Annotated in this window: 17 protein-coding genes and 1 riboswitch; of the genes, 15 read left to right on the top strand and 2 right to left on the bottom strand. The window is 25.7% G+C overall.

The window, feature by feature from the left end:
* Nucleotides 1-53: 53 nt before the first annotated feature.
* The 7 genes from Q0W06_RS05725 (at nucleotide 54) to Q0W06_RS05695 (ending at nucleotide 5,224) form a co-directional block, all read left to right on the top strand.
* Complete coding sequence (locus tag Q0W06_RS05725) at nucleotides 54-1,007, top strand: ABC transporter permease (protein ID WP_297632602.1); 954 nt, start codon at nucleotides 54-56, stop codon at nucleotides 1,005-1,007.
* Entirely contained in the window at nucleotides 997-1,983 is a 987-nt protein-coding gene (locus Q0W06_RS05720) for an iron chelate uptake ABC transporter family permease subunit (protein WP_297632598.1), read from the top strand. The genes Q0W06_RS05725 and Q0W06_RS05720 overlap by 11 nt, the downstream gene beginning before the upstream one ends.
* Before the next feature lie 3 nt (nucleotides 1,984-1,986).
* Nucleotides 1,987-2,742 carry an ATP-binding cassette domain-containing protein gene (locus Q0W06_RS05715; RefSeq protein WP_297632596.1) on the top strand — a complete coding sequence of 252 codons (756 nt, stop codon included), beginning with the start codon at nucleotides 1,987-1,989 and terminating at the stop codon, nucleotides 2,740-2,742.
* 68 nt (nucleotides 2,743-2,810) lie between these two features.
* The gene (locus tag Q0W06_RS05710) at nucleotides 2,811-3,767 is read left to right on the top strand and encodes an ABC transporter substrate-binding protein (RefSeq protein ID WP_297632593.1); all 957 of its coding nucleotides are present in this window, start codon (nucleotides 2,811-2,813) and stop codon (nucleotides 3,765-3,767) included.
* Between the two features lie 132 nt (nucleotides 3,768-3,899).
* A complete protein-coding gene (locus Q0W06_RS05705; RefSeq protein ID WP_297632590.1) occupies nucleotides 3,900-4,310 on the top strand; it encodes a peptide deformylase in 411 nt (136 codons plus the stop codon).
* A 188-nt stretch (nucleotides 4,311-4,498) separates the two neighbouring features.
* Nucleotides 4,499-4,987: a DUF2975 domain-containing protein gene (locus Q0W06_RS05700; RefSeq protein ID WP_297632587.1), complete on the top strand. Its 489-nt coding sequence runs from the start codon at nucleotides 4,499-4,501 to the stop codon at nucleotides 4,985-4,987.
* Nucleotides 4,988-4,999: 12 nt separating this feature from the next.
* Nucleotides 5,000-5,224: a helix-turn-helix transcriptional regulator gene (locus Q0W06_RS05695; RefSeq protein WP_297632585.1), complete on the top strand. Its 225-nt coding sequence runs from the start codon at nucleotides 5,000-5,002 to the stop codon at nucleotides 5,222-5,224.
* A 153-nt stretch (nucleotides 5,225-5,377) separates the two neighbouring features.
* Here the strand turns inward: Q0W06_RS05695 and Q0W06_RS05690 are convergent, their stop codons facing one another.
* Nucleotides 5,378-5,887: a hypothetical protein gene (locus tag Q0W06_RS05690; protein WP_297632582.1), complete on the bottom strand. Its 510-nt coding sequence runs from the start codon at nucleotides 5,885-5,887 to the stop codon at nucleotides 5,378-5,380.
* Between the two features lie 281 nt (nucleotides 5,888-6,168).
* Between Q0W06_RS05690 and Q0W06_RS05685 the strand changes: the two genes are divergently transcribed.
* The gene (locus tag Q0W06_RS05685) at nucleotides 6,169-6,750 is read left to right on the top strand and encodes a hypothetical protein (protein WP_297632579.1); all 582 of its coding nucleotides are present in this window, start codon (nucleotides 6,169-6,171) and stop codon (nucleotides 6,748-6,750) included.
* A 112-nt stretch (nucleotides 6,751-6,862) separates the two neighbouring features.
* Nucleotides 6,863-7,201, top strand: coding sequence for a DsrE family protein (locus tag Q0W06_RS05680; RefSeq protein WP_297632576.1), 339 nt, complete (start codon nucleotides 6,863-6,865; stop codon nucleotides 7,199-7,201).
* Between the two features lie 49 nt (nucleotides 7,202-7,250).
* Here the strand turns inward: Q0W06_RS05680 and Q0W06_RS05675 are convergent, their stop codons facing one another.
* Nucleotides 7,251-7,760: an HPP family protein gene (locus Q0W06_RS05675; RefSeq protein ID WP_297632573.1), complete on the bottom strand. Its 510-nt coding sequence runs from the start codon at nucleotides 7,758-7,760 to the stop codon at nucleotides 7,251-7,253.
* Between the two features lie 184 nt (nucleotides 7,761-7,944).
* Here Q0W06_RS05675 and Q0W06_RS05670 point away from each other — a divergent pair, with 184 nt between their 5' ends.
* From Q0W06_RS05670 to Q0W06_RS05645, 6 genes are all read left to right on the top strand, one after another.
* On the top strand, nucleotides 7,945-9,156 hold the full coding sequence (locus Q0W06_RS05670) for a GNAT family N-acetyltransferase (RefSeq protein WP_297632570.1): 1,212 nt from the start codon (nucleotides 7,945-7,947) through the stop codon (nucleotides 9,154-9,156).
* 231 nt (nucleotides 9,157-9,387) lie between these two features.
* The gene (locus Q0W06_RS05665; protein ID WP_297632568.1) at nucleotides 9,388-9,813 is read left to right on the top strand and encodes a DUF4258 domain-containing protein; all 426 of its coding nucleotides are present in this window, start codon (nucleotides 9,388-9,390) and stop codon (nucleotides 9,811-9,813) included.
* A 78-nt stretch (nucleotides 9,814-9,891) separates the two neighbouring features.
* Nucleotides 9,892-9,951: riboswitch (Fluoride riboswitch) on the top strand.
* A gap of 93 nt (nucleotides 9,952-10,044) precedes the next feature.
* Nucleotides 10,045-10,182 carry a hypothetical protein gene (locus Q0W06_RS05660; RefSeq protein WP_297632567.1) on the top strand — a complete coding sequence of 46 codons (138 nt, stop codon included), beginning with the start codon at nucleotides 10,045-10,047 and terminating at the stop codon, nucleotides 10,180-10,182.
* A 20-nt stretch (nucleotides 10,183-10,202) separates the two neighbouring features.
* Complete coding sequence (locus tag Q0W06_RS05655; protein WP_297632564.1) at nucleotides 10,203-10,628, top strand: hypothetical protein; 426 nt, start codon at nucleotides 10,203-10,205, stop codon at nucleotides 10,626-10,628.
* Between the two features lie 129 nt (nucleotides 10,629-10,757).
* A complete protein-coding gene (locus tag Q0W06_RS05650) occupies nucleotides 10,758-11,375 on the top strand; it encodes a TetR/AcrR family transcriptional regulator (protein WP_297632562.1) in 618 nt (205 codons plus the stop codon).
* Nucleotides 11,376-11,395: 20 nt separating this feature from the next.
* The gene (locus Q0W06_RS05645) at nucleotides 11,396-12,622 is read left to right on the top strand and encodes a chloride channel protein (protein ID WP_297632561.1); all 1,227 of its coding nucleotides are present in this window, start codon (nucleotides 11,396-11,398) and stop codon (nucleotides 12,620-12,622) included.
* Nucleotides 12,623-12,631 lie beyond the last annotated feature (9 nt).

Here is a 12,631-nt window from a genome sequence, read left to right as displayed (position 1 = left end):
AAGTGCGAATAAAAAATTAATAATATATGAAGAAGAGATGCTAAGGAGGATATATGAAGAAGAGATATTTGATAATTTTAATAATAATATTATCTATCATATCTATTTTTATAGGAGTGCAAGATATAAAAATAAATCATATTTTTAATTTAACTAATGAGCAACTTATGGTTTTAGGAGTGAGTAGAATACCAAGGCTTATAAGTATAATAGCTTCAGGTATGGGAATGAGTATATGTGGACTTATAATGCAACAAATAAGCAGAAATAAGTTTGTATCACCAACTACTGGGGCAACTATAGATGCAGCACAGTTAGGGCTAGTATTTTCATTAATGTTTTTACCTAATATAGGAATGGGTGGACAAGTTGTGATAGCATTTATTTTTTCACTTATTGGAACATTTATATTTATGAAAATTCTTAAAAGATTGAAGTTTAAAAATGCTGTATTAGTACCTTTAGTAGGTATAATGTTTGGAAATATAATAGGTTCAATAACAAATTTTATTGCATATAAGTATGATTTAATGCAAGATATAACAAGTTTTATGCAAGGAAATTTTTCAATGATTCTTAAAGGAAATTATGAGATGCTATATATAGTGATTCCATTTATTTTTATTGCATATATTTATGCTAATAAATTTAGCATTGCTGGTATGGGAGAAGATTTTGCAACAAATTTAGGATTGAATTATAGTAGTATCGTAAATTTAGGATTAGGGATTGTGGCTATAGTTACAGCTAGTATAGTAATAACAGTTGGAAGTATACCATTTATAGGACTTATAGTTCCAAATATAGTTTCTATGTATAAAGGCGATAATACAAAAAAGAATATTTGGTATACAGGATTATTTGGAGCAATATTTGTTTTGATTTGTGACATATTTTCAAGAGTGATTATATATCCTTATGAAATTCCTATTGGATTAACTGTAGGAGTTATAGGAAGTGTAATGTTCCTTTATATGATACTTAGGAGGAAAGTATATGCAGCTTAAGATAGAGAAAAATACGATGTTAAAAGAAACTAGACAAAAAAGAATTATTTTAATAATCATAGGCATGATTTGTATAACATCAATTATATATTTAACATTCGGTGTTAAGTTAGAAAATTTAGAATATGCTATGAGTCAAAGAATTCCAAAACTTTTGGCAATGATCTTAACTGGTGGGTGTATAGCTTTTGCATCAATGGTATTTCAAACTATAACAAATAATAATATTCTTACACCAAGTGTTTTAGGATTAGATTCTTTATATGTGCTTATTCAGACAGTAATAGTTTTTGTTTTAGGGACAAGCAATAAGTTTATAACTAATAAGAATTATAATTTCTTATTATCGGTAATTTCTATGATATTGGTATCCTATATCCTTTATAGAAAGCTTTTTAAAAAAAGTGGAAACAACATTGTATTTTTACTTTTAGTAGGAATGATATTTAGCACTTTATTTAAAAGCGTATCAAATTTTATGCAAGTAGTAATAGATCCAAATGAATATGCAGCACTTCAAAATAATTTATATGCAAGCTTTGGAAATATAAATACAGAAATACTTTTACTAGGAAGTGTAATGTTAATTATAGTAATTCCATTTATTTATGATGATATGAAATATTTAGATGTAATGGCATTAGGAAAGGAACATGCCATAAACCTAGGTATAGATTATGATAGAGTTTCAAAAAAAATGATTATATTAGTAGCGATATTAATATCTATATCTACGGCATTAGTAGGTCCAATAACATTTTTAGGATTAATTGTAGTAAATGTAAGTAGAAAGTTATTAAAGACATATAAGCATAGTTATTTAATAAGTACATCAATTTTAATAAGTATATTTATCATTATAGGAGGACAATTTCTAGTTGAAAAAATATTTACTTTCTCAACTACTCTAAGTGTGATTATAAATTTTGCAGGAGGAATATATTTTATATATTTACTTTTAAGGGAGGAAAAATAAAAAATGATAAGAATAAAAAATTTGATAAAAAAATATACAGATAAAAATGTTGTTGATAAAGTATCAGTAGATATAGAAAAAGGTAAGATAACTTCTTTTATAGGACCAAATGGAGCAGGAAAAAGTACAGTTTTATCAATGATTACAAGGCTTATGAAAAAAGATGGTGGCGAAATCTTAATAGAAGGTAAAAAATTAGATGATTGGAATAGTAAAGAATTATCAACTAAGATTGCAATTTTAAAACAAACTAATAATATAAATTTAAGATTAACAATAAGGGAACTAGTTAGTTTTGGAAGGTTTCCATATAGTGAAGGGAAATTAACAAAAGAGGATGAAAAATATATAGATGAAGCCATAGAATATATGAAACTTAAAGAAATAGAAGAGAAATATTTAGATGAGTTAAGTGGGGGACAAAGACAAAGAGCATATATTGCAATGGTTATAGCTCAAAATACAGAATATATATTTTTAGATGAACCTCTTAATAATTTGGATATGAAGCATTCTGTAGAAATGATGAAAGTCCTTAGAAATCTTTGTGATGAGTTAAAGAAAACAGTAGTATTAGTTATGCATGACATAAATTATACATCTTGTTATTCAGATTATATAGTAGCACTTAAAAATGGGAAGATAGCTAAAGTAGGTAGTAGAGAAGAAATAATAAAAAAGGATGTTTTAGAAGAGATTTATGAAATGGATTTTAATATTCAAAATATAAATGGACAAGAGATATGCGTTTATTTTTAATTGAGAAAGATAATCAATTTTAAAAGAAAATAGTTTATAAATAATATGATTAAAAGGAGAAGGGTAAAATGAATAAAAAGATAGGGATAATAGCAGGGGGAGCTGTAGCAGTACTTTTTGGAGGGGCTTTATTATTTTCAAATAAGGAAAAAGAAGATAAGGAGGAGAAAACTAAAGCTGTAGTTAAAATAGAGCATGAAGTAGGGACAACAGAAGTTAATGAAGAACCTAAAAGAATAGTAGTATTCGATTTTGCAGCATTAGATACATTAGATAAATTAGGGATAGAGGGTATTGTAGGCATACCAAAATCTTCAACAATACCAGAATATTTAAGTAAGTATAAAAGTGATGAATATGAAAGTGTTGGGGGGCTAAAAGAACCAGATTTAGAAAAAATAAATGAACTAAAACCAGATTTAATAATAATAAATGGAAGACAGCATAGCTTTTATGAAAAATTATCTCAAATAGCACCAACAATATCTTTAGCTAAAAAAGATGGGGAATATATAGAATCAACTACAAAGAATCTTAAGTATTTAGGTGATATATTTAATAAAGAAGATGAGATTTCAGAAGAATTAAAGAAAATTAATGAAAAGGTAGAAGATATAAATAAAAAGGTGAAAGAAAATGGGTATTCAGCAACTACAATAATGGCTAGTAATGGTGAATTAAGTGTATTTGGAAAAGAATCAAGATTTGGTGTAATTTATAATGAACTAGGGTTTGAAAATACTGATGAGAATGTTAAAGCAGCAGATCATGGACAGACTGTCTCGTATGAATATATAAAAAATCAAAAAGCGGATTATATGTTTGTTATAGATAAAGGTGCTATAACTAATGATAAAAAAACAGCTAAAGAATTATTGAATAATGAATTAGTTAACTCAAGTGAAGTGTATAAAAAGGGAAATATAATATATTTAAATACAGTAGCTTGGTATATTAGTGATGGAGGAATTCAATCAACATATATAATGTTAGATGAGATAAATAAAAGTATAAATAAATCTTAAAACTAAAAGCATATAAAAAATAAATTTAATAGATAATATCTTTTAATAAGTTAAATTCTTGAAAGTACTACATAGCCTCATAATAGGTTATAATAAAAAATATATAATTAATAAGGTGAGGTGTAGATAAGTATGGAAAAGAAAATAGTAAAAGATATATTATTTTTAAATCAAAAATCAAAAATAGCTACAAAAGAAGATATAAATGTTGTTAATGATTTAATGGACACATTAAGAGCAAATTTAGATAGATGTGTTGGGCTTGCAGCAAATATGATAGGGGTAAAAAAGAGAATATTAGTCTTTTGTATAGGACCGGTTATAATTCCTATGATTAATCCTGTTATATTGAAAAATGAAGGAGAGTATGAAACAGAAGAGAGCTGTCTTTCATTAATTGGATTTAGAAAAACAAAAAGATATAAAAAAATAGAAGTAGAATATTTCGATAAAAACTTTAAAAAACATAAAGAAATATATACAGATTTTCCAGCACAAATAATTCAGCATGAAATGGATCATTTTGAAGGAATAATAATTTAAATAAAATGCTATGTCGCTAATTTGGCGATATAGTGTTTTTTTATTTAATTAAAGTATTTAAACATACATAAGAAGATTTAAATTCATAATAAAAATTGAAAGTTAGATTGAATTAAAATAAAAATATATTGAAAAACAATAAAAAATATGTATAATAAATATTGTAAAAGGAAATGGGGGAACAAAAGATGAAAAATTTTAATTCAAAAATTTTAAATTTAATTTTAATTATTGGAATTGTAGTAACCATAGCATTATTAGTTTGGTTACCCTTTATTGTAGGAGCTTTTATAAAAGTGTCTATGATAAGTAGAACAGGAAGTAATACCTTCTTAATTTTATTAATATCAGGATATTTGTTAGGAATACCATATGTTATAGCATTATTTAAATTAAGAAGATTAGTAAGTTTAACAATGAAAGATGAAGCTTTTTCAGAAAAGAGTATAAAAATTCTAAAGGTTATATCAATATTATCTTTTTTAGAGATTATAATTTTTATATGTTGTAGTAATTTTATGAAGTATAATATAATTGAATTTCATGATGCATTATTAGTTGGACCTACAGTTGTAATTGGATTTATTTGTATAACTATCGGATTATTATTTGCAGTACTTGCAACGGTTTTTAGTAATGCTAGAAAAATAAAAATTGAAAATGATATGACCATATAGAGGAGGAAAATCATGCCCATATTAGTGAATTTAGATATAGTGATGGCTAAAAGAAAAATAAGTTCAAATGAACTTTCAGAAAAAGTAGGAATAACAAAAGCAAACTTATCTATCTTAAAAAACAATAAAGCGAAGGCAATAAGATTTTCTACATTAGAATCTATCTGTAAAGTATTAAATTGTCAGCCAGCCGAAATTTTAGAATATGTAGAGGATGATGATAAAAGATTAAAATAAAGAAAAAAATACATTTAATATACGTAATAAATAGAATTATGAGTGAAAATAAAAAAGCTACAATCTTAACTTTAAAGGTTAAGATTGTAGTTTTTATACGTAGAAATTTATATATTTTAAATTAATAGTATGATAACTATAATTTAAATTTTATCATTTGAAAATTTTAACATCGTCTGTAAAAAAACGTCCAAGATATCTTTTAAATGAAGATGTTTTAGGCTCGGTAGATGGACGCGCAAGATTAATTAGTTTTTTATCAAATTCCATATACTTGGTTTCCTCTTTAAGATATAAATCTAATTCTTTTTTCTTAATATCAGCATCTAGAATAATTTCAGTAGTAGCAGCAACTTCCTCTTCATACATGGCTGGAGCTTGTTCAATAGGTTCTGATTCTTGAATATCGCTACTACAGTCAATTAAAGTTGGTATTTCCTCGATAGTTATATTATTTTGGATTAAATCTTTTATATCTAAAGTAGGTTCTTCATGATCTTTGACTTGTAACATAAGATTACTTGCCTGTTCTTCTAAATAATCACCAATAGTTATTTCTTCTAAGTTAAGTATTTCATCTTCTAAATTTATGATTTCTTCTTTTAAGTTATTTAAATAGACTTTTTTATTATATTTTCTTTTTTTAATTTTTTTCTTTTTCATAATTCAATCACCCTTACATTTATGTTAAGTCTATTTTACCATTATTTGGTAAAAAATAAAAGTAAAAAATTAAATTAATTAGTAATTACATATAAAATGTGGAAAAAAGGAAGTTGTAAAATATGAAATTTATAAAAGTTGCAAAAAATGTACAAAAAATGAATAAAAGATGTACAAAAAATGAAAAAATATGGTAGTATAAAAAAGAAATGAAGTTTATAAAAGTGAGAAGTTATAAGAGTTAATAGATATTATGTATAGGGGATTTGAGGGGAATAAACATGAAAAAAGAGAAGATATATGTGGTTCTAACTAGAACAAACTCTGGTTTATCTAATGCTGTAAAATTGATAACAAAAGATAAATATACTCATGCAGCTATTTCATTAGATAAAGAATTAAATGAAATGTATGGGTTTAGCAGAAAATATACGTATAACCCTTTTATAGGAGTGTTTAAGAAAGAAAATGTAACAAAAGGATTATATAAGCATCAAAAAGTATTACCAGGCAGTATAATAGAAATAGAAGTTACAAAAGAACAATATATAAAATTTAAAACCATAATAGATGAATTTATAATAAATAGCTATAGATATAAATATAATCCAAAAGGATTGATTTACGTATTATTAAATAAAGAAATGAGTGTGGAAAACAAATTTTTATGTTCAGAATTTGTATATTACATTTTAAATCAGTGTGGAATTGTAGAATGGGATATGCCCGCAAATCTCATAAGACCACAACAACTATTAAATTTACCAGGAAGAATAGTTTATGAAGGTGATTTAAAAGAAATAATGTATGGTGAAAAAATGCCATACTTAGAAAAAACACAATATTTATTAGATATACAATAGATAAGAACAAGCTTAAAAGGCTTGTTCTTTTAAATTTTGAAATAAAATTTATAGAATAATGTAGTATAATAAGAGTAGTTAAAAGAAAAAATTAACGAAAGAAGATGATGGTATGAAATTGTTAATACATGTAGGGGAAATAGATAAGTGGAAAACAGCTATAGGAAATGCAAAAAATGCAAAGAAAATTAAAGAAGATTGTGAAATTGAAATAGTTGCTAATAGTGCTTCAGTAGTAGCGTTAAAAGAAAAAATAGCAGGAAATTTAGGGCTAATAGATGGATTTAAGGAATTAAAGGATTTAAATGTAAAGATAAAAGCATGTAATAATTCACTTAAAACTTTTGATTTAAAAAAAGAGGAACTTTTAGAAGAAGTAATAATAGTGAAAGCAGCAGTAATAGAAATTATGGAAAAACAACAAGAAGGATATTCTTATCTTAGAGTTTAAAAAATATAAAGCACTTTATTTAAATAAAGTGCTCTAATAATATGTACATTTAAATCCAAAAAGTAGGATAACTTCTTTTTTTACTAAAGTTATTTATGAATAAAGCTAAAATTACTATAATAATAGAACCTAAAAGAATTGGGTGAATTAAAAAGCCAAAGGTAGATTTCCCTAAAATAGTGACTATAGGATCAGCACCAGCAGGCGGGTGAGTAGTTTTAGTTAAAAGCATGGCACCAATAGCAAGCCCAACACCTAATCCAACAGACCAATAATTAGCACCAAAAATTTGATAAATAGATATTCCAATAAATGACGAAATAAGATGGCCACCTATAATATTACGAGGTTGTGATAGTGGAGCGTTCCAAACACCAAAGGCTAAAACACAACTGGCACCAAATGGTGCTACAATCCAAGGGGCAGAACTTTTGAAAGATAGATATCCTAAAATCGAAATAGTTATAAAACCACCTATAAAGCCAATAAAACTATCAGTAAAATTAACTTTGAGTGGTGAACGTTCATTAGTAATAAATTTTTTGAAATATAATTTCATAAGTCACTTCCTTATTTAAAATTGGATATTAAATATAACAAATTGCAAAAATGTTGGCAACTTAAATAAAGCTAAATAAGTAAAATGGTGGGAAGAAAATTTTAAGGATTAAAAAAGAGTATTAATTTATAATAAAGATAAACTATAATATATAAAAAAGATAATGAAAGGGAGTGGAAATTATATGTTTAGCAGAAGAGAATTAAAAATGAAAAAGGTTGGTATTGAACATTTAGAGCAGTACAATCAATTATTAAGATATGTTTTTCAAGTAACAGATTTAGATTTACAAAGAGTAGGTTGGGAAGAAAAAGAAATGATTAGAGCTAAATCACCTACATTAGTAAAGGCAGAAGTTTTAGGGTGGTTTGATAAAGATAAATTAATATCACAAGTAGCAGTATATCCAATGAAAGTTAGAATATTTGATAGAACTTATGATATGGGTGGACTTACAGGAGTAGGAACATATCCAGAGTATTCGAATCAAGGATTAATGCATAAATTATTATATCAAGCATTAAAAGAAATGAAAGAAAAAAATCAAACAATATCTTACCTTTATCCATACTCAATACCTTACTATAGAAGAAAAGGTTGGGAAATTATATCTGATAAGATTGTTTATGAAATCAAAGATTATCAATTACCAAAAAATAAAAGAGTAACAGGTGAAGTACAAAGAGTTGATGTTGAGGGTGAGGAAATAAAAAGGGCTTATGAAAGATTCGCTCTTCAAACTCATGGAGCATTAATAAGAGATGATTTAGCATGGAATGAATATTGGCTTTGGGATACAGACGACTTAACAGCAGCTGTATATTATAATGAGAAATATGAAGAAGAAGGATATGTTTTATATTGGATAAAAGATGAAGTTTTCCATATTAAAGATATGATTTTCGTTAATGAAGAAGCACGTCTAGGATTATGGAATTTTATAAGTGCACATTTTTCAATGATAACAAAGGTTGTAGGAAATACATTTACAGATGAACCATTAGCATTTTTACTTGAAGATGCAGATATAAAAGAAACAATATCACCTTATTACATGGCGAGAATCGTTGATTTAGAGGAGTTTATAAAACAGTATCCATTTAAACCAGATACAGTTGAAAGAAAATGGACTTTTGTAATGGATGATCCGATTTTATCATGGAATCAAGGAACATTTAAGTTAGAAATTGATAATGAAGGAAAAGGAAGCATTGCACGTGTAAATGAAAAGACAACGGATAAAATAGATATACAAACAATGACAACAATGCTACTTGGGTATAAGAGTCCAGATTATTTATATAAAATAGGAAGGCTTTCATGTGATAGAAAGACTTTAGATATGTTAGAAGACTCTATAGAACAACAAGCAGCATATTTTTCAGATTATTTTTAAATAAGATAACAAAGCTAGAAAAGTATTTTACTTTTCTAGCTTATTTTTTGTTTATTTCTAATAGAAATAATTAAAAGGAAAATTTAGTATAAAATAAAGTTAAAATAATATTTCTAGAAGAGAGAGTGTGTGTGCTTTGCAGCTATAAAAGTATGGGGATTTAATACAAAATAATTTATGGGTTTTGTGATATAATAAAAGAAAAATATGTAAAGAAAGAAGTAATATGGTATGGGATTTTATTACGAAAATAAATTGTTGGTTTTCAAAATAGAAGCTAAATTACATAGAAAGGTAGTTTTATATTATAGAAATTATAAAAAGCACATACATTTAAAGCATGGAGAGATAACATTAAAAAAAATAGTAGATATATTAGAAAATCCAGATTATGTATATAAATCATCTAGAAAATCAGAAGTTTATTATTATGAAAAAAATTATAATGGAAAGATATTAAGAGTTGTTATAAAGAGCTATAAAAGAAATGTTAAATGCGTAATTACAGCATATAAAGTTGAGGTTACAGAAAGATTTACAAGCAAGCATATATATTGTGTATATGATAAAGAAGTAGATGAGGAAAGAAAAAAAGAAAAGGATGAATTAAAAGAAGATTGGGATTATTTTTATGAATTGTTTAATGTGAAGAAATAAGACTTCACATAAAGTTAACAAGTATTTATTTGAAAAAAAGGTATAAAAGAGATATACTGATAACAGAAAGAAAAAAAGTAAATAATAGGTTATGAAGTTAACCTTTAACCGCTATAAGCTAATGACTTCTACATATATAAAGATTACACGTGTAGATATTATTGGCTTTTTTTTGTATTTCTAAAAATTTATCATGATGAATTTAAAAAAATAAATTTAGAGGTGAAAAAAATGAGTAATACAGGAGATAGAAGATATAAAGAGGAAATGGTTATTAAAAAAAGAGTTAAGCTAGATGAAATTAGAAAAGAAGAAGAAAAGGCTGAACATAAACTCGAAGGAAATAAATATAATCATAGAAAACATTAAATTTTATTGAGGTGGTAAAGATGGAAGAGTTAACAAAAGTAGAAATTTTAAAAGTTTTTGAAGGTGAAGATAATTTAGAAAATTTTCATAAGTACCTTAAGGAATATGGAATAGAAGATGATTTGAATGATGTAACACTTAAACATACAAAAAAGAGGTTAGAGACTCTTTTAGCAATAGCAAATGAAGGAGCAGATCCAGAGGTTGCTAGTAAAAAGGATTTATTCAAGAGATTATTAAATAACCTAAATGATGTTAAGGAAAAAAGAGCAGAAAGTGAAGCAATACGTGATATTTACGCTCATGAAGGCATTGTAGAATATATGGAAATTAGAGATTTAGATAAAGAAATAAAAAATGTTTTAAGAAAATATAAAAAATATGAGAAGTTTAAAAAACATGAAGAAAAAATAGCAGATAAGTGGATAAATACACTGGGAAAATAAGTTGATAGATAAAGACCTTAAAGTAAGATTAGTTATATACTAATTTTGCTTTGAGGTTTTTTTTATTGTTAAAAAAGAATAAAAGTATTATAATAATATAAAAATGACCGCGGTCATTTAGGAGGAGAAATGAAAAGAGAAGAAAAATCAAGATTAACGAAAGAAAAATTATTTAAAGTAGCAATGGATTTAGTAGATAAGAAGGGCTATGAAAATATTACTGTAAGTGAAATTTGTAAAGAAGCGGGAGTTGCTAAAGGAACCTTTTATGTACATTTTGAGTCAAAAGACGATATTATAAAAGCTAACTATTATGAAGATATGAGTAAATATATATTTAAAAAGTTAGATATATATGTGTTAGAGAAGTATAGGAAATTTGATTTAGAAAATAATAATATTCAGATAAAAGAAAAAATAAAGTTTTTTGTAAAATTAGAAAATGAATATATAGAAAAAATGGGGTATAAATTAACATCTAGAGCATTTATAACAAATTTAACAGATAGCATAAATGATAGAAAAAGTAATTTTGATAATAGGGCATACTCAGAACCATTAAAGTTTCTAATTGAGCAAGGAATTGATAGTGGTGAGTTTAAAAAAGGAAGAACGAAAGGTGAAGTTTTTTTAATAATAGATAGTTTTACTAGAGGACTTGCATTTCAATGGTGTTTAACTAAGGGAGATATAAGAGTTTTAGAAAGTGGATTAATTGCATTTTATGAGATTATAGAAAATTTATAAAAAAACTTAGGAGGAGAAAAATGAATAAATTGCTGAGAGGAATAGGGACTTTATTATATGCTATTTTAATAGGAGCAATAATAGGGTTTATAATATGGCTATTCTTATTACTAGTTTATTTAGGAATACATATATTTTGGGAAAATTTTATTTTAGAGAAAAACAGTAAAATATTAATTTTAATAGTATGTATAATAGGTGGAATTGTAGTAGGACTATGCGAAAAGTATATTGGAAGTTATCCAAAATCAATGGAAGAGATTTTACATGAATTTAAAAAGACAAAAAGGGTAGAATATAGAACTTTACCTAAAGCAATCGTTAAAATATTTGCAGTTTTATGGTTTGGAGGAACAGTAGGACCAGAAGCAGCTTTAAGTGGAATTATAGGTGGAACGTCAACTTTAACTGGTGAATATTTAAAGTATGGATTTAAAAGAGAAAAGCATGAGAAAGTAGAGATTAAATCAAAGTTTAAAAGGATTTTTGAAGTACCGTATTATGGATTTTATAATTTTATTGATGAAACTGATCAAAAGAAAATTAAAAATTTTAAGAGGGTTTTATATGGAAGTATTATTTTCTTTTCAACTATAATGTTTTTACTTTTAGAAAAATTAGATGATAAAGTTTCTTTTATAACTAAGTTTTCTAAAGTTATTATAGGTAAAAAAGAGATAGAATATTTAATTCCTTTATTTATAATAGGGTTGGTAATGGTTTTATATATGGCTGTGTTAGATAAAATTATAGTGAGAGTATTTAAACCATTAAAGAAATATAAAATAGCAAATGCAGTTGTTGGTGGATTAATTTTAGGAGGACTAGCAATTTCACTTCCATTTGTATTGTTTTCAGGAGAACATACATTACGAGCATTAATAAATACAAGTGTGGGGTTAGGGATTGGAATGCTTATAATTATTGGATTAATAAAACCAGTTGCAAGTAAAATATGTATAAATACAGGCTGGCTTGGTGGACCTATTTTCCCAATTATGTTTTCAGGGGCAGCTATAGGTATGGCTAGTGCATATATGTTAGGACTTAATATGTCTTTTGCAGCATCTATAATTATGGGAACTATGCTTGCTGGAGTTCTTAGAAATTATAAGATTTCAATAGTATTATTAATATTTTTCTTTAGTTGTAATAGTTGGATTATTATATTAATAGCAGCATTCCTAGCAGAAAAAATAGTGAAAAAGGTTGATCAAATTAGTGAAATGAAAAATAAAAATGAATAATTGTAAAAA

It is taken from the genome of uncultured Clostridium sp. (assembly GCF_947072515.1).
In the GTDB taxonomy this organism is placed as follows: Bacteria; Bacillota; Clostridia; order Clostridiales; family Clostridiaceae; genus Clostridium.
The sequence above is the reverse complement of the archived record's forward strand: the minus strand, read 5'-3'. Positions and strand labels throughout refer to the sequence as shown.